The 21,043-nt window shown below is 40.5% G+C and carries 17 protein-coding genes; 6 read left to right on the top strand and 11 right to left on the bottom strand.

What is annotated here, in order from left to right; all coding sequences use genetic code 11:
* Nucleotide 1: 1 nt before the first annotated feature.
* Genes UABAM_RS25195 through UABAM_RS25160 form a run of 8 tightly spaced genes read right to left on the bottom strand, consistent with a single transcriptional unit; the run spans nucleotide 2 to nucleotide 12,617 of the window.
* Nucleotides 2-5,005, bottom strand: a complete 5,004-nt coding sequence (locus UABAM_RS25195; RefSeq protein ID WP_151970766.1) for a serine/threonine-protein kinase — start codon at nucleotides 5,003-5,005, stop codon at nucleotides 2-4.
* 15 nt (nucleotides 5,006-5,020) lie between these two features.
* On the bottom strand, nucleotides 5,021-5,914 hold the full coding sequence (nagZ, locus tag UABAM_RS25190; RefSeq protein WP_151970765.1) for a beta-N-acetylhexosaminidase: 894 nt from the start codon (nucleotides 5,912-5,914) through the stop codon (nucleotides 5,021-5,023).
* Nucleotides 5,907-7,433 carry a sodium:solute symporter gene (locus UABAM_RS25185; protein WP_151970764.1) on the bottom strand — a complete coding sequence of 509 codons (1,527 nt, stop codon included), beginning with the start codon at nucleotides 7,431-7,433 and terminating at the stop codon, nucleotides 5,907-5,909. Before UABAM_RS25185 ends, nagZ begins: the two co-directional genes overlap by 8 nt.
* Nucleotides 7,426-9,027: a phytoene desaturase family protein gene (locus UABAM_RS25180; RefSeq protein ID WP_151970763.1), complete on the bottom strand. Its 1,602-nt coding sequence runs from the start codon at nucleotides 9,025-9,027 to the stop codon at nucleotides 7,426-7,428. The genes UABAM_RS25185 and UABAM_RS25180 overlap by 8 nt, the downstream gene beginning before the upstream one ends.
* Before the next feature lie 9 nt (nucleotides 9,028-9,036).
* A complete protein-coding gene (gene fabG / locus UABAM_RS25175) occupies nucleotides 9,037-9,771 on the bottom strand; it encodes a 3-oxoacyl-ACP reductase FabG (RefSeq protein ID WP_151970762.1) in 735 nt (244 codons plus the stop codon).
* A gap of 4 nt (nucleotides 9,772-9,775) precedes the next feature.
* On the bottom strand, nucleotides 9,776-10,801 hold the full coding sequence (locus tag UABAM_RS25170; RefSeq protein ID WP_151970761.1) for a beta-ketoacyl synthase chain length factor: 1,026 nt from the start codon (nucleotides 10,799-10,801) through the stop codon (nucleotides 9,776-9,778).
* Nucleotides 10,801-11,952 carry a beta-ketoacyl-[acyl-carrier-protein] synthase family protein gene (locus tag UABAM_RS25165; RefSeq protein ID WP_151970760.1) on the bottom strand — a complete coding sequence of 384 codons (1,152 nt, stop codon included), beginning with the start codon at nucleotides 11,950-11,952 and terminating at the stop codon, nucleotides 10,801-10,803. Before UABAM_RS25165 ends, UABAM_RS25170 begins: the two co-directional genes overlap by 1 nt.
* On the bottom strand, nucleotides 11,949-12,617 hold the full coding sequence (locus UABAM_RS25160; RefSeq protein ID WP_151970759.1) for a hypothetical protein: 669 nt from the start codon (nucleotides 12,615-12,617) through the stop codon (nucleotides 11,949-11,951). Before UABAM_RS25160 ends, UABAM_RS25165 begins: the two co-directional genes overlap by 4 nt.
* 338 nt (nucleotides 12,618-12,955) lie before the next feature.
* On the opposite strand from UABAM_RS25160, the gene UABAM_RS25155 reads away from it, so the two are divergent.
* The 4 genes from UABAM_RS25155 to UABAM_RS25140 all read left to right on the top strand — a co-directional run bounded on the left by UABAM_RS25155 (nucleotide 12,956) and on the right by UABAM_RS25140 (nucleotide 15,672).
* A complete protein-coding gene (locus UABAM_RS25155) occupies nucleotides 12,956-13,168 on the top strand; it encodes a cold-shock protein (protein WP_151970758.1) in 213 nt (70 codons plus the stop codon).
* Between the two features lie 472 nt (nucleotides 13,169-13,640).
* Nucleotides 13,641-13,853, top strand: a complete 213-nt coding sequence (locus UABAM_RS25150; RefSeq protein ID WP_151970757.1) for a cold-shock protein — start codon at nucleotides 13,641-13,643, stop codon at nucleotides 13,851-13,853.
* Between the two features lie 181 nt (nucleotides 13,854-14,034).
* Entirely contained in the window at nucleotides 14,035-14,598 is a 564-nt protein-coding gene (locus tag UABAM_RS25145; RefSeq protein ID WP_151970756.1) for a hypothetical protein, read from the top strand.
* Nucleotides 14,599-14,670: 72 nt separating this feature from the next.
* Entirely contained in the window at nucleotides 14,671-15,672 is a 1,002-nt protein-coding gene (locus UABAM_RS25140; RefSeq protein WP_151970755.1) for a protein kinase family protein, read from the top strand.
* Between the two features lie 253 nt (nucleotides 15,673-15,925).
* Here UABAM_RS25140 and UABAM_RS25135 read toward each other — a convergent pair whose 3' ends face one another.
* From UABAM_RS25135 to UABAM_RS25125, 3 genes are all read right to left on the bottom strand, one after another.
* Nucleotides 15,926-16,510 (bottom strand): TetR/AcrR family transcriptional regulator, encoded by a 585-nt coding sequence (locus UABAM_RS25135; protein WP_151970754.1) that lies wholly within the window; start codon nucleotides 16,508-16,510, stop codon nucleotides 15,926-15,928.
* A gap of 362 nt (nucleotides 16,511-16,872) precedes the next feature.
* Complete coding sequence (locus UABAM_RS25130; protein ID WP_151970753.1) at nucleotides 16,873-17,607, bottom strand: SDR family oxidoreductase; 735 nt, start codon at nucleotides 17,605-17,607, stop codon at nucleotides 16,873-16,875.
* Between the two features lie 257 nt (nucleotides 17,608-17,864).
* Nucleotides 17,865-18,815, bottom strand: a complete 951-nt coding sequence (locus UABAM_RS25125) for a leucine-rich repeat domain-containing protein (protein ID WP_151970752.1) — start codon at nucleotides 18,813-18,815, stop codon at nucleotides 17,865-17,867.
* An 83-nt stretch (nucleotides 18,816-18,898) separates the two neighbouring features.
* On the opposite strand from UABAM_RS25125, the gene UABAM_RS25120 reads away from it, so the two are divergent.
* Entirely contained in the window at nucleotides 18,899-19,861 is a 963-nt protein-coding gene (locus UABAM_RS25120) for an archaemetzincin (RefSeq protein WP_151970751.1), read from the top strand.
* A gap of 35 nt (nucleotides 19,862-19,896) precedes the next feature.
* A complete protein-coding gene (locus tag UABAM_RS25115; protein ID WP_173013567.1) occupies nucleotides 19,897-20,742 on the top strand; it encodes a 2'-5' RNA ligase family protein in 846 nt (281 codons plus the stop codon).
* The last annotated feature ends 301 nt before the right edge of the window (nucleotides 20,743-21,043 follow it).

Here is a 21,043-nt window from a genome sequence, read left to right as displayed (position 1 = left end):
CCTACTCTATTTTGTATTGCCATAGATGTAATGGTTTCAGTCTTTCGATGGCAAGTTCTTTGTTGACCTTATAACCAAATATACGTTGTGTTAATTTCTGAGTCTTTTTTTGTAGATATAGTTCAAATAACCACTGTGGAATCTTTTGCCGAAATGATATGGAACAATCGAGAAGGTGTTCAAAAATATGAATATCTCGTGTAAAATATATTCTCTCTCCGGTGACAGTATCATAAAATTTGACGGTATTTTTGTTATGTGAAGTGATGCTTTTTTTGTCCAATTTTTCTTCTTGCAAATCCCACAGACGAACGGTCGCATCAAGCGATGATGACGCAAGAGTATTTGTCGCTTTTATATGTGCCAAACCACTCACGGCATCTTTGTGTCCACGCAGTATACGCGAAGTCTTTTGCGTATGCAAATTCCATAAGCGAATGGTTTTATCGACAGAGGCCGAAGCAACGACATTTTGAGATAGGTACACGACAGAAGTTACCGCTCCCTCGTGTCCACGTAAAATGTGCTGTTGTTTACCACTCGCCACATCCCATATACGAATGGTTTCATCATCGGATACAGAGATGATTTGTTTTTCATCTGGACTAAAAACAGCTCGATTGACTATATTTTTATGTCCGGAAAAAGTTTGTAGAATTTTGCCTGTTGTGTATTGCCACAAACAAATGAGTCCGGAGTTGTCTGCAGAAATGAGAAGGGTGCCGTCTTTGTTAAAGGTCATATGCGATATACGATTTTTATGTTTGGATAACGTCTTTTGTACCTTGCCTGTTTTGATTTCGACAACTTGAATGACAGCGGGGTTGTAAGTTGTCAACAATAACTTTTTGTCATCCGGAGAAAAAATCACGCTGTGAAAGTTCCAATTTTTATTGCGTAAATGGCGAATTTTTTTGCCGCTAGCGATATCCCAAATCATTACGGTGCCGTTGATGGAGATCGCGGCAAGCATTGATTCGTCATTGCTACAGCTCGTCGAAATCATCAACTCTTTTTGCGCAAATGTTTGCAATATCTTTCCCGTATCTGCGTTCCAGTGGATAATTTTTTGATCCACACCTACGGAAATGATTCTGTTGGAAAAGTGTGACATGTGGGCAATACTATTATTATGCCCTTCTAAAAGACGAAATTTTTTCTTATCGCTAACACGCCATAATCTGAGAGTGTGGTCACCAGAACAGGAAGCCAACATTTTTCCGTCCTCACTATAGCGTACACTGTGTACTTCTTCTTGATGCCCTTCAAAGGTGTGTATTTTTTTTCCTAAGTCAACATCGTAAACTTTGATAGAATTATCGTACCCGTAGCAACCAAAAGCAATGTTTTTTCCCGAAGGTGAAAAATCAATATCCGATGCCATTTTATCAATGAAAAGAGTTTTGATCTCTTTTCCTGTTTTTGGATTCCAAATGCGAATAGTGCGGTCAATAGCGGCCGAGGCAAGTATACCGCGTTTGCGATTGTAAGAAAGACCATATATTAAATTTGTATGCCCTTTGAGGACACGAAGCGGTTTCTCTTTGTGAATATCCCATACTTTAATCTTCTTATCATACGAAGCGGTAGCAAAAACATTTTTGGACAATAACTCCACGCCAATCACCGCAGCACTATGCGCTGTGATTTTTTTGTACTCTTTCGGATTTTGCAGATTCCAAATGCCACAATGGCCTGTTATAGAACAAGCAACGATCGTTTCGCCATCACGACTACAATCCACCGATAAAATGATTCCCTGTTTTCCTGATAGCTCTTGCTGCTTCTCCCCAGTTTTTATGTCCCAAAGACATAGGTTTTGTCCTGAGGAAGAGATTAAATAGCGACCACGTGGATCAAATTTTAGAGTACGCACTCGCTTTTCATTGGTAAACGTAGTCATTTTTTCCCCTGAAGTTCTATCCCAAATACAAATGGTGTGTCCGCTAGAAGTAGCGATTATTTTACCATTAGGAGAAAAGGTAACTTGTTCGACACTTCCTATTTGGTAGTCACTTCGGGTGATACTTTCTTTTAAAGATGTACTCCACAGTTGTATTTTTTGATGTGTACCTTTACCAACAGAAACAAACGTGCGGCCATTGGGATTTACCTTTATCAGTGAAAATGTTTTCGTGGGCAGCGTGCGTAACAATTTTTGTGTTTGGATGTCCCAAAAACAAATCGTTTTGTCAGCAGATAACGAAACGATTTGTTGGTGATTGCTCAGGTAATCTATATCGTTTACGATGTCTTTATGCCCCTGTAAAACTACGCTGTCACTATCTTTATTCCAAATACGAATGCTGTGGTCTTGGGAGGCGGAAGCAATTGTATGTTCATTAATACGGATTAATTTGGTAATTGGTTTTTCGTGGCCTTTGAGAATGCGCCGCTTTCCACTACGCATGTTCCACAAATAAATATCGTTTTGTTGATTTACGGCAATGGCATCTCCCATTGTCGCAAGCGTAGTAATGGCAAATTCATGTTGTTCAAAAACGCGTATGAGTTTTTTTTGCTGCAAGTTCCATATGCGAATACTTTTATTTTTGTCCGTAGAAACAAGTCGATTGTTCTCGTAGGCAAGGCCTGTCACTTCTGCGCTGTGTCCCTCTAAAACGCCTGTGGCTTGTTTTTCCTGTATATCCCAAATGCGAATGGTTTTATCTCTAGATGCCGATATGAGATGCTTGTCATCGATAAAAAGTACTGCGGTAACCCCTTGTGAATGCCCATCAAAAATGCGCAATTGTTTTCCTGTTTGTACATCCCACATACGTAAGGTATTGTCTTCTGCCCCGGAAAACAAATATTTTCCGTCGCTGCTATACGCAAGAGCTGTAGGAGTCCACTTGTAGATATAAGGAGTTTGCCAAATAGCTGGTGTATGAATTAAAGCGCGGCGTATCAACTCTTGACTTTTGTCCTTGAGAAGTTGTTCTCCCGGAACATTGTGCAAATACTCAAATGCCAATCCCGCATAAACACCACAATGAGCATAGTGCGCTGAATTTCCCGTTTCTTGTGCGTCATCTAAACTCTCCTGTGCTCTGCGCATTGCAATATTCGCTAAGTTAACTAGTGCGCGATCGCGTTGTGTTGTATTGATGTCTTTTTGTTTTTCTATTTCTTGTGCACGTGCAATTGCTGTTCGGCGAGCACTTTCGGTGCGCTCACGCTCTTGTATTGTTTTATTGTGGCTTTTATTAATTAACCAGATTCCTGAAGTTAAGGTGGAGATAATCACCAACACCGCAACAATCAAAGAACGACGCAATACCTTTGCCATGCGCAACGAACGCAATGTTTTTTCTTTGGCAATGGCAATTTCTTGTATGAGTGGTTGTTTTTTTGCGGGGTCTTCAATTTCGCGTGCCTGCGCTTCAGCTAGCCCCAGATCTCTATTTTGTAGTGCCGCAGTGGCGTAAGCAAAACGCGCAGCGAATTGCCCGCGAGCAGCGTCCTTGTTATTTCCCCACAATTTCATCGCTTGTTGAAAACCGGCGAGAGCTTTGGCAAAGTCATCATAAACCCTATTGCGTTCGATATTCGGTGTTTTGGCAAGTTGTGACTCGCGGATATTTTTTTCGCAGCGTTCTAATAATTCTTGCGATTGCTGCGTGATGATCACACTTTCGCGGTGTTGTAAAAAGTCTTGCAGTGCCTTTTTAAAAGCGTTAATACTTTGGTAACGATCACCAATGTCTTTTTGCAATGCTTTTTCACAGACCTCGCGAATTTCATCGGGAATATTGTCATCGAAAGCAGGCATATCGTTGCACGATAAGTGAATGGATTCCTTCAAACTTTTTGCCTTGTGTGGAGATTTGCCCATGAGAATTTCGTATAGAATTCCACCGAGTAAATACACATCGGTCCACGGACCGATTTTCTTCCCCTTGCCGCGCGCTAATTCTGGAGGCATATAGCTCGGTGTTCCCATGGGAAATTTGACTTCCTTACAGTGCAAAGCTCTGCGGTTCTCTTGCGGTGGTTCGCTGATATCTACGGCAATCCCCCAGTCCATGACAAACACTTCGCCAAATTCCCCCACCATAATATTCGCAGGTTTGAGATCATTGTGGACAATACCTTTGTTGTGTGCAAAAGCCATGGCATTGCACACATTTTGTAAAATTTCTAAGTGCGCGATCAAATCATATTCATCGGCCTTTTCACGTTGGCTACGCGTAAAAGGATGCAGTAATTCGTGCCACGAACTGCCGTTGATCAATTTCATGGTTAGGAGCAATTCGTCGTCGTTTCCCACTCCCATTTCGTATACAGGAATGATATTGGGGTGGTCGAGATAGGCGGTGACCATTGCTTCGGAAATAAATTTATCTTTTTGGTGGTCGTGCTTGGCCATTTGCGGTTGGATGCCCTTCAGCGCTATTTCGCGTTGTAAATTTGTCTGAATTCCTCGGTAAATAACCCCCATACCGCCGCTGTTGATTTTTTTGTCGATAGCGCAATGCTCGATGCGCGGGTAGCTGTTACCACTACTTTTGCTTTGGCCACCGCCTAGTGTAAAGTCATCATTTTGTTGATTTTGTGTATAGAGAATGGTTTTTTCTGATGTAAAGTCGGCATCCGGTGAAGAATTTAAAGACATTCCCATGGTAAACGACTTATCGGTGTCTTGTTGTGGTGACACCTCTTGCAGTTTTTCCCACTTTTTATACACATCCTCTTTGTCCCAACTATGCGATTTTGTTTTTGCCTTTTCGAGGCGTATTGATTTTTCGTTGAGTTTGGCGAAGAGCAACTTTGCTTTTTCATAGTCGGCGTTCAGGTCAAGGGCTTGTTGCAAAGATTTTTTAGCAGCATCGTAATTGCGTAGTTTGGTCAAGATCATCGCACATCTTGTATAACACGAAGCGCTCGGTTGAATAGCGATCATCTTTTCAATCACACTGAGCGCTTTGCGCCATTTGTGCTGTAAAATATAGCGATCTCTCTCGCGGCGTAAGACATCGAGTTGTTCATTGTCTATCTTCATCAAAAAAATCCTAACTTATGTCGAAATTTTTCGTATGGTTTCAAACCCGCGGTCCTGATTTTCCACATGCAAACAAATACATGCGATATCACAACCACCTGCCATTGATTTTTCTACCGCTTCCTCGATGTCGTAATGCTTCTCAATTGCACCCATTTCTAGATCATCAGACAATATAAGACCTTTAAACCCCAGTTCATTGCGCAGTACATCGGTGATTACTTTACGCGACAACGTTGCTGGAAAATCGGGATCAATATGTGTATATGTTCCGTGAGTCACCATGACCGCATCTACACCTGCCGCTATTGCTTCGCGGAAGGGATACCACATTTTCTTGTCCATTTCTTCTTTGGTCATTTCGATGACTGTGCCACGTTCGTGAGTGTCGTGTGCCGCAGGACCAATACCTGGAAAATGCTTGGCCGTGGCTTTGACACCTCCGTCATGCATTCCCTTAATAAAAGCATTGGCCATCGTCGCCACCAACTGAGGATCTCCTCCGAAACATCTATCATACATACGCTGATGTGAAGTTTGCATAAATAGATCGACAACTGGGGCAAGGTTAAAAGTAATGCCCCAGTCTTGTAACGCTTTTGCTGCACGCAAGCTGTATTCGTACATCTTCTCGGGATTGTTTTCTTCGCCAAAAAGGCGTGGCGCGGGAAGCTCGGGAAGAGCTTCCGGAAAACGCACCACACGTCCACCTTCGTGGTCAAGTGCAATTTCCGTGTCTTCACCAATAAGCTTCTTTATTTCGCAAATAAGCGCTTTTATTTGCGGAGTATTTTCATAGTTGCGCGCAAATAAGATAACCCCCCATGGATTGATACGTTGTAGACGCTCTTTGTCATCTGCCGTCAAATGAGTCCCAGGCAATCCAATTAGCATTGGCGTTTTATTCATTTTGCTCACTTTCTTTTTTGGAGAAGAGTAGCGCAACTACTACGGTCCAGATGGTACCAGCGGGAAGAGCCCATTGCCATGCTAGAGGTTTGCTGCTCCACAATTCGATACTTGTCCCTGGAATATTTTTCGAGGTAAGCCAGATAACAACAACAACGCTGGTGAGCATCGCGATTAAATTCCCGGTGTCCCAAAAACGTCTTTTGGACATTACCGCAAGGAGAAATACCGCCAACAATGCGCCGTACAGGTAGCCAAATATGCGGAAACCAAACCACAGGATCGAGTCCACTTGACTAAATAACGAAGCCACAGAAGCGAGTATTAGGGCAAATAACGCTACATAGATACGCGAAATGGCCACAGAATTTGCATCGTCTTTATCATGAGGATTTATGTAACGCTTATAGATGTCAACATATGCGGTGGATGCAAGAGCATTGAGCGCCGAGTCTAAAGACGACATTGCTGCCGCAAAAAGTCCGGCAATGAGAATACCACGCATACCAGGGGCAAGAACCGTTTTGATGAAGTGGGGGAATATGTAGTCGGTTTGTTTTGCCGCTTCGTATGCCGCGACTTGTGTATCCGGAGTAATTTGATAGTATACAAATACTGCGGTTCCCACACTTAGGAATAGAAGTGTGATCGGAAAATTTAATATCCCGGTTAAGATCAAAGCACGTTGACTTTCTTTGACGTTTTTACAAGTTAACATGCGCTGCACTAAGTCTTGGTCTGTTCCAAGAGCGGCAATTCCCGTAAAACAACCAAATAAAAATCCGGCGAGAAACGCTTTGGGGTTGGATAGGTCTAACCAGTAATTGGGACTAGCGCTATCCAGGGTATCGTGAAATACTTTAAACTTACCTTCGGCAGACGCGATATTCCAAAATTGTGAAAAGCCTTCTGGTAGAGATGAAATGATGGTGGTAAGAGCGATGGCCGCAGCGGCCATAAACAGAAAAAACTGTATCATATCTGTCCATATTACCGCCTTAATTCCTCCGGCAAACGTGTAAACAACAGCAACAGCAGCGATGGCCCATATGGCGGTATGCACGGGTACTTCAAAAACCACGTGAATAGCAATCGCACAGCCTGCGAGACGAACACCGCTGGCCAGGATACGTCCTACGAGAAAAAATCCCGTTCCCGCGTCGCGTGTTCGTGGACCAAACCGCTCTCCTAGCAATTCGTACACTGTGGTTACTTGCGAACGATAATAAGCTGTGAGTAGTAAAAAACAAATGACGAGCTTTCCACACAGGTCGCCTACCCCTAATTGTAAATAGTAAAAATCTCCGGCATAGGCAGCACCAGGTACTCCGATAAAAGTCAATGCGGAGAGTGATGTGGCGTAAATCGAAACCATGACCGCCCACCACGGCATACTGCGCCCTCCGAGGAAATAGTCTTCGGTATTTTTTTCCTTGCGGCCACTCACGACACCAATGACAACTATTGTCACGGCGTATGCAGCGAGGATCGCCCAGTCAATATAAGCTAGGTTATTCATTTTCGTTCTCTTTCGCAATTTCTTTTTGAATGTGCGTTATCATATTTTTTCGCATAATAGCGCAGGTTGTTAACATTCCGGAAAACAAGGCACCCGCAACGCCGTTTGTTACGACGTCTTGTCCGGTAATGAATAAATTTTTAATAGGGGTTTGCGGACGCAGCCATTTGAGTGCAAAACGTTGTGGCGTATGGTTCAGTCCATACATCTCACCACGACTATAACTCGTGAAATGTTTTGTAGATAGAGGGGTAGATAATTCGTAGTAGTCGACTTTGTCGCGCAGATGAGGAAAGTGTTCGTAAAGTTTTTCCAGTAAACGTTTACTAAAATATTCTTTGAAATCCATATAATCCTCACCGCGTTTTCGCCACGGCGCATCTTCCCATTTTTTGAACCAGTCATAAGACGCCAGGGTAATAATTTCGATAGTGGATTTATCTGGGTAGCGCTGCGTCCATTCGGGATCTTTCGCCGAAGGAAATGAAATATAAACAATCGGAAATTCCGATTTGTGATCTTGTAAATATTTGGTGACATTGTCGTCGTGATCATAGCCGGGGTATATCCAGTAGTTGTTTTTGGGTAGTCCCAAGGATTGGGGTGTGCCCTTCAAACCGATGAATAAATCCATATAGCCGCAGGAAGGTGTCAATCCTTGCAATTTTTCTTTAAGATCAAATTTTAGCCCTGGGACTTTGCTGAATGTATTGACAGCACCTATGCCACTGATGACAAGCGGCGCAAAAATTTTATCGCCGTTTTCCAGTTGCACACCAGTGACTTTTTTTCCTTCGGTAAGAAAACTTTCGACGCCGGCTTTGGAAAATACTTGTCCACCGTGATTTTCAATATTTTCAACGATCGTCTCTGCTATTCTACGGCTTCCTCCGATGGGGTATGATCCTCCATTGTCCAGGTAATGACTCGCCACAAGTGCGTGGATGCCAAAACTACTTTGTTTTGGCGGAAGACCATAATTTCCCCACTGTCCGGTGAGAACTGCAATCAATTCTTGGTTGTCGGTAAGTTTTTCCAGATGTTCATACGTAGTATTCTTCGAAAATTGCAGGAACTTTCGCGTGAGAAGAGGATATGTTAATTTAGCAAGGGGACCAGGTATTATTTTTTGCACAAAAAAATTAGAACGACACGCAGAGCCACCCACAATATCGTGTATGTAGGTCTCTATCGCTGTCTGCTCTTCCGGAAAATCGACGCAAAGGCTATTTTGAAATTTTTGTGGGTCAGAGTAAAAACAGTAAGATCTATCGGGGAAAAATAAGCGATCGTACACCTCACCCATATGTGCCCATTTTAATTTAAAATCACTCAAATAGTCGAATATTTGGCGCATGGTGCTTTCGGGGTTTTGTACTTGACCGATGTAATGTAGACCGGTGTTCCACTCGTATCCACGACGTTTAAAAGTGTGGGTGAATCCTCCTATTTCGTAGTGTTTCTCCAAAACGACGACTTTTTTTCCCTCTTTGGCAAGAACACCCGCCGCAGTTAGGCCACTAATCCCCGAGCCGACAATAATTACATCTATATCTGAGTTTAACTTTTCTTGTTGATAAGGTGTCCAACGCATTGTGATTCCTTACATGTACATTCCGCCATTGACCGCGATAACTTGCCCGGTAATATAGCTACTTTTTGCCGAAGCTAGAAAACCTACGACTGCTGCCACTTCTTCAGGAGTACCGATTCTTTTCATCGGTATATGAGGAAGCACTTTTTCTTGATCCACATGCTGCACCATTTCGGTATCGATAAAACCTGGTGCAACGACATTTGCGGTGATTTTCCGCGAAGCAAGTTCTATCGCCAACGATTTTGTGGCGGCGATAATTCCCCCTTTGGAGGCGCTGTAGTTTACTTGACCACGCATACCTGCTTGGCCTGAGGTCGACGCAATAGAAATAATTCGTCCATATTTTTGTTTTACCATGCGCTTACTGACGATTTTAGAGACATAAAAGAACGCGTCAAGGTTGGTGCGTATGACATCATCCCAATTGTCTTTGCTCATCCACACAATAGAGTTGTCGCGAATAATACCAGCATTGTTGACAAGAACTTCAATTCCCTGTTTTTGTTCTTCAAAGATAGGTAATAGATGCTGTTGCACTTCGTCATGGTTTGCCACGTTGAACTTCAACAATGTGGCACTACCACCTTTCTCTTCGATCATTTCTTTTGTGGTATTCGCTGCGTCATCGTCGCTGTGATAATTGACCATGACATGATAACCACTCATCGCCAATTCAATACTAATCGCGCGACCGATACCCTTACTTCCCCCTGTGATGAGAGCGTTTTTTTTCTCTTCCATTTTTTTAAACCCATATCATAAACGATTTATAAATACCTTGTGTTTCTTTTACATATAGTGCGTGGCGTATTTTCCCTGAAGAGCCTTGTATGTTATAGCCTTCGATCTTATCAGGTAATTCACCACGTTGTAGTGTTGCAAGTATTGCGGTTATTTCCATACCACTGTCTGTAGGGTAATATGGATTTTTTGCGTTGTTTATTACATTTACTTGCGTAGAGAGCTTTTGCAAGAATGGTTGCGGAGTAGAAACGCCACTTAACCACAACATGTCTATGTGAACATCGCGAAGTTTATTGGCTAACTGCGAGGCATATGCGACAGTTTTTAATGTATCTGCTAACGAAATTATTTCAAGATACGGTCCATGGTCGCAGTCGCGTGAAAGTAGGAAACTCGAAGCCCCACAACCAAAAGTATGAGGGTATTTCTCATTATGCGGATCGAGAACTGAAAAGCGAAAATATGTGTCGACGCCGCCCACGAGAGCATGCTGTGTTTGTTGACTATTTATCAATAAATGTCCCGCTGCCAAAGCGGCTTCTAATGAATGGTTTTCTTGACTAATTGTCAACGTAGGGCCTTTCACTTTCAACATGATACCTAAATAACCCGCCGCGGTATTGTGAACACTGTTGTGAAATTGTGTGGGAGATAAGGCTACGTCTCCCCCTTCAATGATTCCCATGAGAAGTTTTTCTGTGGTTTCGAGTTCTCCCCAACCTGTGGCGATGATGACACCTAAATTTTCGCGATCATACGCGCAATCTTGTAAACATTTCGTGGCGCAAGAAATCATCATTTGTGTTAAAAAACTCATGCGTCGCTTTAGTCGCGAAGGAATCATTGATGTATCGACATTGTCGATTTTTTTTATGTGTTGCGCGTATTCTTCATTGAAAAATTGTAAACTACGTTCCGTGCTTCCCTGGAGGCTTTGGGCGAAAAAACGTTCGGTAAATGCGGCATAATTTTCACCACTAGGAGCAATAATTTCATTGTTTACTATGGATATTTTTGTGTGATGCATTACATTTTCCCCAAGACAAGACTCGTGTTGTTTCCGCCAAATGCAAAGGCATTGATCATTGCGTAAGGAACTTCTACATCAACTCCCTCTTGTGGTACCATGCGCAACGAACATGCTTGGTCGCGTTCGCGTAGTCCCAATGTCGGGGGAATATATCCATGTTTCATACTACAAATGGTGATGGCAATCGCCATGGCCCCTGCGGCTCCCAGGGTATGACCTACATAAGATTTTAAACTATTCACGTATATATTCCTAGTGTGCTCTTGAAAAACTTTATTAATGGCAATACTCTCGGTGTGATCATTTAATATAGTTCCCGTACCATGAGCGCTCACATAGGAAATTTCTTGCACCGTGATACGCGCATTTTTCATCGCGCGATTCATCGCCAGTGATGCACCACTGCCTTCAGGATCGGGGGAACTCATGTGATGTCCATCGGCACTCATTCCGACACCCATGACTTCCGCATAAATTTTTGCACCACGCCTTTGCGCATTTTCCAGTGTCTCTAAAACAACAAAAGCCGCCCCTTCACCAAGATTCATTCCTTGACGGTTTACATCGAAAGGTGTACATGGTACAGGAGACATCACCTTTAGGCTTTGAAAACCATAGTATGTCAAACGACACAGCGCATCAGCTCCTCCGGCAAGTGCAGAGTCGCAAATGCCGCTTTGCACTTGTAGAAAAGCATAGCCTATGGCATTGGCACTTGAAGAGCATGCGGTAGAAAATGAAGTCGTTGTGCCTTGTATATTATATTTTCGTGCCAATTTATTGGCAAATTCTCCCACGGAAAGCGCGTCGTTATAATTGAAATTCTGTGTACCTCCTTCATGGCGCAACAGAAAATCTTCTTCCAATTCTGGCATACCAATCGTTGAGGTACTAAAGACAAAAGCATATGGATCTATGCCACTGTCTTTTATCGCTTCCTCACAAGCGTTTTCCGCTAAATCTAAGGTACGATAGCCGGAAGGGGACATAAAATTTTTGACTTCAGCAACGGGGTAAGTGGCCGTAGTCGGAAATAAACTAACGCTTCCGATATTGCGTTTACAGGCGCGAAGAGCCGGCAAGAGTTGTGAAAAATCATTGGCAATGCTGTTAATAACTCCCACACCAGTAATAACTACTCGATTCATGTTTTAACTTCTCCGGGGACAAATTTTTCGTCAGGGATGTCGCGCGATTCGACCTGGAGTATTTCTAACTCTACAGTAATTCCCGGATAAGAAATAAATGCTTTTTCAAAGAAAGGCCCATCGCCCAACTGAAAACGAATTTCTTTTATCGTATCCGAGCACTTGCCCACAGTAATTTGTTGTGGAACTCCTGTGGAGCTTATTTTCCAAGCGATCCACGAACCATCGTCATTGTTTTTTACATATGTGGTGTTTTTTTTGTCATCGGTAAATATTTTGTTCGCACTATCGAAAGGGGAAAGAAATAACAAGCGGATATCTGCCGCAATATTTTGTAAAACATCGTATTTTTCTAAATCACGAAATGTTTTTACTGTCGTAAGTGGTTTATTAATTTCGTGGTATATATCAAAAAGTGTGATACCAATTTCGTTCATTCCCAATAAGCGAAAATTATCATTTTTGACCATTAAATAACCAATTAAATCAATTTCATTATTCTCATCGTTATCAAAAATAATGTTGGTAATATGTTTCACTGTAAATTGAGAGGAAGGTTTGGTAAACCAATTCATTTTAGGAGTGTCGGTGACAACATTGCCAAACGTAGGCATACGACAACAACTACAACAAAGAATCATAAAAATCCATACTAGTTTTTTCAATTTTCAACTCCGACTCTAAAATATCGCAGATTTGACTTGCATGTAAAAAAGTTACTTTATATAATAATATTTTCTACAGTGTCAATAATTTTCGAAATTGAGTATTACGTTTTACAAAAAACAAAGCAAGCGTTAGCAAAATCTGAGTATATAGTTTCATAATATCAGCAACAAAACAAAAATCCGAGCTATTTCTTTATCACATTGCTCCATATACACAACCTTTACACAAAATATATGAAATCTTTTTATAAAGATCAAACGCTCCACCCATACTCAAAAATTATATTGACTTACTAAAATATAATTTATTTCCAATTTTTATTAAGGTTGTACTTATGTCAGATAAACAAACAGGTACAGTAAAATGGTTTAACGAGAGCAAAGGCTACGGATTCATCCAAAGAGAACAAGGTGACGATTTGTTCGTCCATTATTCAAGCATTTGCGGTGATGGATTTAAAACCCTTCATGAAGGACAACAAGTAGAGTTTACCGAGTCTCGCGGACCAAAAGGTCCTCAAGCAGAACAAGTGCAAGTTACTAGCTAGTTCATGCTCTAATTGAGTTCAAAAAAAGTTATTGTAGTGAAGACTACAATAACTTTAAACACTTCCAGCCCAAACACTTCCCTTATTCGTGCCAAACGAAAAATTATTTATAAAAAAAATTTTTCCACTTGCAATTTCACTTTCATGTTGTAGAGTTAACATATGTAATAACTTTTTCTGTAGTGTCAATAGTTCTCAAGATTGAGTATACATCTGTTTTTCATAAACAAAGAAGTAAGCGTTACAAAAATCTGAATTTTCATAATAGTGTAACCATACATTATTAAATCATATTCGCAAAAATCCGAATTATCTCTTGTTATATTGCCTCGTATCACAAACTTTGCTACAAGATTTATGAAATTCCTCTATAAGATCTAAACGCTCATCCCATACTCACCAAAGTTACATTGACTTACTGAAAGTACCTATGTTAGTAAGTAAATTTAAGTTTTTTATTAAGGCAATTCTTATGTCAGAAAAGCAATCAGGCACAGTAAAATGGTTTAACGAGAGTAAAGGCTACGGATTCATCCAAAGAGAGCAAGGTGACGACTTGTTTGTTCACTATTCAAGCATTAACGGTGATGGATTCAGAACTCTTCATGAAGGTCAAAAAGTAGATTTTCTCGAATCTCGCGGCCCAAAAGGTCCTCAAGCTGAGCAAGTACAAGTTGTAGAATAATACGACTCAAAAGAGGTTATTGCAGCGGTACGATGCTGCAATAACTTTTTAAAATTGTAAAAAAAGTTTTTTTTGCATTGAAATTATAACAAACCATTGTTATAATCATAAGAACGAAAGAAACAACAGCGAATTTTTTTACAATTAGATTATAACAAACCATTGTTATAAGGGAAATATAATGGACACAATACACAAAACTATCGACATAAAACTTATACAAGAATATTTCCAGGTGGCAAAGTCCACAGCGTATTACTGGTTGAGAAATGCAGTGCTGGATACGATCGGAGACGGACGGCGAATTGCGCTAATTAACAAAAAATTTTATAAATTAGCCAAAAAGAGAGATCTTCCACTATTCCACAGATGGGTGAAAAAACTACGTGGAAAAATCATAGTGGTGAGCAGTCATCATACGATTGTAGAGGAGAGTTTGAAGGAAAAACTCTACAAAAACCAGCTAGATCATGGAGCAATTGTTGACTACTTGATTGAGAATACCGCATGGCTCAGAGAGCAAATACCTTTTTCCATCATTTATGTAAACTGTGAAGGAAAAAAGTACATAAGAAATCTCAACTGGATTCAGCTTGCGAAATTGTCTAAAACACACACAATTTCGACGAGAAAAGGGAAAGAGGTGAATTTTCGCCAGTACCTACACCAACTTTCTCACTACGACAATCCTCGTGATCGTTACCTGAAATATAAAGCTCTGGCAGCTTTAACTATTTTTGGGTAAATGTAGGGGCGGACCTAGTGTCCGCCCGTCTCACAAACACAAGTAGATACACGAAAACCTAGAAAGATTTACATGGTACTTGAATCCACGTCACAAATCACCAAAGAGTGGTTACAACAAACAATAAACCAATTTTATCCCCAAGCACAGATCAAAAACGTCACCTTAAATTGCGGCAATTCACGCCACGCAAACAATGCGATCATAAATATAGAATATTGCGAAGATCACCATAGCTATCCCACATCTTTTTTTCTCAAAATTTGCCAAAACTGTGCATATTTCATCACCGACTCAGAATACGATTACTATAAAAAAGACTATGTCGATTTAAAAAATGCCCCGATCCCCGTTTGTTATGATGCCCAATATAGTGAGAGTGGTTATCATTTGTTACTCGAAGATTTATCCGCGACACATTATTCCAACCAAGATATTGAACCAACGCAACAACACGCTATTGAATTGGCAAAAGAGCTAGCGCGCTTACACGCTTTTTACTGGCAGGAGGATTCACCAATTTCTGCGGTGGATAAATATATTGAAAAAACATCACAAGGTTTGCCCGCGATTTTTTCGCATACTTCGTTGTCTCAACAAGACAAAATTTCCATTGGCAACATTATCGAAAACTGCGGACAAAAATTTTACGAACGACAACAGTACCGCAATGGTTTTACAAAAATTCACGGTGACGCGAACCCATGTAATGTCATGTCACCCTATGATAAAAAAGGCAAAACCTATATCATCGATCGCCAACCATTTTTGTGGTCGTTAACTCACTTTTTAGGCATGTACGACTTGGTTTATGCGACAATTCCCTGCTGGGAAACTGACAAGCGCCGTAGTTTTGAAATGACAACGTTGCAGACATATCACCGAAACCTGCAAAAATTCGGAGTACAAAATTATAGTTGGGAACAATGTCTTGACGATTATCGATTATGTATTATTCTAGCGTTCTATGTTCCGATTTCGTGGGGACTCAGTGAAAAGTCCATGAAGGAAATGCAGTGGTTGTGGGAAAAACAATTGCGTCGCTTACTACAAGCTTCTCGCGATTGGTCTTAAACTTAGCTTCACTTAAGTATGGATAATTGCTGGTATGCGATGCCCTCTCCAGCGGGAGAGTTTACGTATATCAAAAAGTGTTGAAAAAACGCAACTTTGGTTCAAGTCAACCAGCATGAGTATTTGTAACGCATCAACGTGTCGTTTTTTCTCTTACGAAGTACACTACGTAAGTCCTCCCAGTGGGAGGACAGCCGGCGGTTAGCCGGCAGGAGGGCACCGCATATCATTAGAAATACTATACTTCTGACAACTAACTCGATGTAACAAGAGAAAATACCCGTTCTACCATCTTGTGTAAACTTTCACGATCGTGATGAATTTTTCCGGTAATGCTCATTCCTTCTAAAAAACACATCAACAAACGCGCGTGTGTTTCTAAATCTTTATCTGCGGCAATTTCATTACGTTGCTGCGAAGCTTGTAGACAATCGTAAAAAACTTTTTCTTGTGCAACTAGGTGCATTTTGACACACGAATTGATCTCTTCATTCAAAACTTCTTTTTCTGCGACACTATTGACGAGAAAACAGCTTTTACACTGCTTGTTGGTAAGTATGTCAATGCAATTGTAAAAAAACGCTTTGATGTTCTCAAAACCTAAAGGTTTGCGAAGCAATATACTCATATTGTCTTTCATCGCTTCACCAACGTAATTATCAATACAAGCTTTGAACAATCCCTCTTTATTGCCAAATTCTTTGTACATGCTATGCTTGTTTAAACCGGTTGCTTTTACTAAATCGTTGACGGAAGTTCCGTGAAATCCCTTTTCCCAAAATACGTTCATCGCAGCATGAAGCACGTCTTCCTTGTGGTATTCTTTTAATCGCGGCATAATTATCTCCTACTACTTTTCTCTATAATAACCGTTGCCACCAAAGTTGAAAACCATTTTTTTTAAGGCCAGTTAAGATATAAAACCCTCATGGTGTCATCCTGCAAAAGCACATGACTGTCAAGCTAAAATGTAAACCTCTTATGGTGTCATCCCTGCAAAAGCAGGGATCCAGCGTTTACAAGTCAATTTTACATTGCTGGTTTCCCGCTTACGCGGGAATGACATGGATTTGTAAGTCTTTATTAAGAAAGCTTTCACGCTTAACTTGATAGCCATGCGCTTACGCGTGAATGACATGGATTTGTAAGTTTTTATCTTTTAAAATTTTACGCCTTAGCTAATCTGGCTGGCCTATATTTTTACTCTTCTGCTAATATGGCATTTTGTGCAAAACTTTGGTATTTTTCTCCAAGATCTCGGGCAATGGTATCGGGAAATAAATGGAAGTCTCCAGATTTTAAAGAATTAATAATTCCCTCCGAAACCACTGTAACCGGTTCCGCGATGTCTGAAATACCAGCATCTTCCGCCATATCCGTGGCAATTGGTCCAGGATGCACGCTTAAGACAGCGGTATTTTGTTCCTTCAGCGCACTGCGCAGTGATTGAGTAATCGAGTATGACGCTGCTTTAGAAGCGGAATACGTTGCAATATCGGGATAAGATTTTAAAGACACCACCGAATTCAATTGTACAAAAGCTCCGCCACCGTTTTTTTGTAAGACAGGAGCAAAAGCCTGTGCAATTCGTACTAAACCAAATAAATTAATATCGATTTCAAATTTTAATGACTCAAGAGCATTTTCTGACAAAGGATTTGATAAAGCTAATACACCAGCGTTATTGACCACAACTTCGACATCTTGTACTTGTTCTGCCGCAGAGATAATGGTTTGTGGTTTTCCCAAGTCGATTTCTACCGCGACAACTTTGTCGCCGTATTTTTCAATGAGTTCGTTGGCAGATTCTAATTTGCGTACCGCGGCATATACTTTTTTTACTCCATACGCGATAAATGATTCCACAATCGCCTTACCAATACCTCTATTTGCTCCGGTGACTAAAGTGACCTTATCTTTGATATCATAACTCATGATTATTTCTCCTGTTTTAAAATGATCGTTCTGAAAAACGACAAAAAAATATAAACTTGAAATGCGTCGGGTGATTAAGCCAACGTGAAAAATTATAAAACGATCGTTCTGCAATGTCAAATATATTTTTAAAAAAAGTATAAAATTTTTTGTAAAGCTCTGAAAAAACTAGCATTTATTGCGCCACACAACGTAGAATAATTTATAGATGCTTCACTTTTCAGCGAAACATCCATCGATACAAAATAAAACTATGTTCAATATTCGAGATATTCGCAGCGTAAACCACTAAAGTCTGGTGGACTAGTAAGTTCATTTCCTTTTAAATCTAGTCCCTCTAAATCACTAAGTTCGTTAATTTCTAAAGGTACACTGCGTATTTTGTTTTGTGATAAATCGAGCTTTTTTAGTTGCTGGAGTTTACCTATTCCCGCAGGGACTTCCTGAAGTTGATTGCCATTGGCATACAACTCTTCCAACAAAACTAAATCGGCAAAAGAAGGAAGAAATTGCAACTCATTGTAAGCGATGTTTAGGTATTGCAAATGTGGAAAAAACTCCACCTGCGGAAGTTCCACCAGAGAATTTTCGTACAAAAATAAATGTGTAAGTTTTGTAAGTCGCGACATTCCCTGAGGCAATTGTTGCAAATTATTGTCCGATAACAATAAAACTTTCAACTTTTCTAAGCTGGCAATCTGTGAAGGCAAACTTTGCAGTGAACACCTGTGCAGAGCCAATGATTCAAGATTTTGCAAATGTGAAATTTGTGGTGGAATTTCTCCAATAAAATTCTCTGATAAGTCTAAAGCGCCTATGCTTTTCATCTTTAAAAGCGGTTGTGGAAATTCCTTGAACATGTTAGCGCGTAGGAGAAGAACTTGCAAATTCACTAGTTGTGTGATTTCCTCGGGCAAAGTCTTGAGCATGTTGTCTTTTAAGTCGAGAAACATTAAGTTTTTTAATTCGCAAATTTGCTGCGGAACCTCTTTCAACCGATTTAAACTGAGGTTTAGCTTTGTTAGATTGGTCAGCTGTGTAATTTGCGGTGGCAAACTACTAATTTCATTGCTCGCTAAATTTAGACTTTCGAGCTCTGGCATTTGCAAAACTTCCATGGGAAATTCTTTGAGATTCATACCGCATAGTTCAAGGTTTGTTTCGTTGTATTTTCTTGCTGTTTCGATTTCTTTTAGTATCGCATTCATAGCTACTCCTTTTTATCTCGTTTTTAAGAGGATTCTCAACCGAGTTGAGAATAAAATTATTAGTTAGAAGCAAAGGATTTCGCATGAAAACTTACGTATTTACAATTGTAGTGTTGTCCTTACTGACTCTAGCATGTTCCCAGGAAAATAAGTTACCATCGCAGAAACAATACTATAAAGACGTTTCGTCTCTCGACGAAAAACTACAACGCCACCACTTTCGTGCGGTGGATGAATTACAAAAACCATTTCTCTCTCTTATTGAAAAACACAAAATCTTCCATCCTGGCGGAATGCATGACTGGTATCCAAGTCACAAAGAGCCAGGACAAACGTTCTTTCAGTACAAAAAACGCCAAAAAAATTCCAAACTCACCACGATTTACATTCAAAAATTGGGTGATTTTTCCCAAGAACAAAAGCAGGTAGTCGCCTTAGTAACGCGTTATATTAGTTCGTACTTTCAAGTACCGGTGAAATTCACCAAACCAATACCTTTGAGTAAAATTCCCAGATCGGCGAGACGGATTCATCCCTCATGGGGGGACAAACAAATTCTGACAACGTACATACTACGCAAAGTCTTATACCCAAATCGTCCTAAAGATGCGATTGCGTATATCGCTTTGACAGGTACAGATCTCTATCCACGAGAAAGTTGGAATTTTGTCTACGGCCAAGCATCGTTAACTCATCGCGTAGGTGTTTTTTCTATGTATCGCAATGGTGATCCATCTTCGTCGAAAGAGTTGTTCTTGCGATGTTTCTTACGCACAGCAAAAACCGCCACACATGAAATCGGTCATATGCTCGGCATGAAACATTGCATTGCCTTTGCCTGCTGTATGAATGGTTCCAATAATCGCGAAGAGTCCGACCGCGGTCCGCTATGGCTTTGCCCAGTTTGCTTGTGTAAATTGCAGTGGTTTTTACCTGTTGATTTACAAAAACGCTACGACGAACTCGCAGCCATCGTCCAGTCTCTTGGTTTCCATACAAGAGCCCAATTTTTTCGCGATTCAATAACACTCATCGATAAAAAATAAATCTCAACAATAACAATTACGAGAGGCAAATGAACATGGTCGATAAAAGTATGACAACCGGTGTAAAGGGTCTAACAAAGATCCTTATGCCAAGTCAACACTGGAAAACAAATAACATTCACCAACTACGTTTTGACTTGACCGTCGGTTGGCCACCAAAACTAGAAGCACCGCACATCACTCTCCTAGATCCCATTGCCGCAGATGACCGCTTTGAAGATATGCGAAAGCACCTATGTGAAGCACTGAAAGACTTTCCCGTATTTACTGTGAAACTAAGCAAATTTGATTTTTTTAGACATCGACGTCGCGGTTACACGCTGTACCTTGTTCCCGAAGTAAATCCACAAAACGCCTTGCGAGAACTGCAAAGCGCAATTTCTACGGCATGCACAAATCTTCACTTTTTAGAAAACAAGATCTCCAGGGGATTCAATCCTCACGTTTCCATCGCCAAAATAGCCGACGAAAAAACGTTGCACAACACCATGGAAAAACTACAAAAAAATTGGAAACCCATTGAATTTCAAGTACAAGAAATCTACATAATGTCAAAATTACTACACGATACCGTAGTGCGTCACGTAGTGCCGTTTTCAGCGAACACAACGCCAAATTTTTCTCCTATACCTTTTTCACAATACGGACAACATTCGATTAACATTAATCATGTTCCCTTAGGAACCACAAAAAAACAATTGCTAAACACCTTTCAACAATTAGACGCCCTCAAAGCACGTGTGACATTCAAAACAACAGGAAGTCAAAAGCAAAAAGGCTGGGGACACGTAATTTTCCCCTCCAAAGAAAAAAGAGACCAAGCACTGCACCACGATTTTTACATAGACGAAAACTTACTGGAAATATTTCCCTGCGACTAAATGACAAAAAAATAAAAAAAGAAATTGTAAGCCATTGAAATATCTAAACTTAAACAAAATTCTTAAAATAAAAAATATTTTAATTTGCATTTTCCATAAATCGTGTTGTAGAATTCCCGTCAGAGTGTTGCAAAAAAACCTAATTACCAATAGAGGTTTGTTACATCCCCAACTACAGTACTCAAAAACACTGTAGTTGGGGCTAGTAATAACCGAAATTGTAATTAGTACAAAACTCTTCCCTAGACAAAAGTTTAGGTTACAAAAAACTCAGGTAAATGTAAGTAAATTGTAATAGATT

This window comes from Candidatus Uabimicrobium amorphum (assembly GCF_009002475.1).
Lineage (GTDB): Bacteria > Planctomycetota > Uabimicrobiia > Uabimicrobiales > Uabimicrobiaceae > Uabimicrobium > Uabimicrobium amorphum.
This window is presented reverse-complemented; position numbering and strand designations above follow the sequence as displayed.

Excerpts from the sequence above, each read along its gene's own strand:
- UABAM_RS25120 (WP_151970751.1), top strand. The coding sequence starts at position 18,899 with ATGAAAACTTACGTATTTACAATTGTAGTGTTGTCCTTACTGACTCTA.
- UABAM_RS25130 (WP_151970753.1), bottom strand. The coding sequence starts at position 17,607 with ATGAGTTATGATATCAAAGATAAGGTCACTTTAGTCACCGGAGCAAAT.
- UABAM_RS25150 (WP_151970757.1), top strand. The coding sequence starts at position 13,641 with ATGTCAGAAAAGCAATCAGGCACAGTAAAATGGTTTAACGAGAGTAAA.
- UABAM_RS25115 (WP_173013567.1), top strand. The coding sequence starts at position 19,897 with ATGGTCGATAAAAGTATGACAACCGGTGTAAAGGGTCTAACAAAGATC.
- UABAM_RS25185 (WP_151970764.1), bottom strand. The coding sequence starts at position 7,433 with ATGAATAACCTAGCTTATATTGACTGGGCGATCCTCGCTGCATACGCC.
- UABAM_RS25140 (WP_151970755.1), top strand. The coding sequence starts at position 14,671 with ATGGTACTTGAATCCACGTCACAAATCACCAAAGAGTGGTTACAACAA.
- fabG (WP_151970762.1), bottom strand. The coding sequence starts at position 9,771 with ATGGAAGAGAAAAAAAACGCTCTCATCACAGGGGGAAGTAAGGGTATC.
- UABAM_RS25195 (WP_151970766.1), bottom strand. The coding sequence starts at position 5,005 with ATGAAGATAGACAATGAACAACTCGATGTCTTACGCCGCGAGAGAGAT.
- UABAM_RS25145 (WP_151970756.1), top strand. The coding sequence starts at position 14,035 with ATGGACACAATACACAAAACTATCGACATAAAACTTATACAAGAATAT.
- UABAM_RS25155 (WP_151970758.1), top strand. The coding sequence starts at position 12,956 with ATGTCAGATAAACAAACAGGTACAGTAAAATGGTTTAACGAGAGCAAA.
- UABAM_RS25125 (WP_151970752.1), bottom strand. The coding sequence starts at position 18,815 with ATGAATGCGATACTAAAAGAAATCGAAACAGCAAGAAAATACAACGAA.
- UABAM_RS25170 (WP_151970761.1), bottom strand. The coding sequence starts at position 10,801 with ATGCATCACACAAAAATATCCATAGTAAACAATGAAATTATTGCTCCT.
- UABAM_RS25135 (WP_151970754.1), bottom strand. The coding sequence starts at position 16,510 with ATGCCGCGATTAAAAGAATACCACAAGGAAGACGTGCTTCATGCTGCG.
- UABAM_RS25180 (WP_151970763.1), bottom strand. The coding sequence starts at position 9,027 with ATGCGTTGGACACCTTATCAACAAGAAAAGTTAAACTCAGATATAGAT.
- nagZ (WP_151970765.1), bottom strand. The coding sequence starts at position 5,914 with ATGAATAAAACGCCAATGCTAATTGGATTGCCTGGGACTCATTTGACG.
- UABAM_RS25165 (WP_151970760.1), bottom strand. The coding sequence starts at position 11,952 with ATGAATCGAGTAGTTATTACTGGTGTGGGAGTTATTAACAGCATTGCC.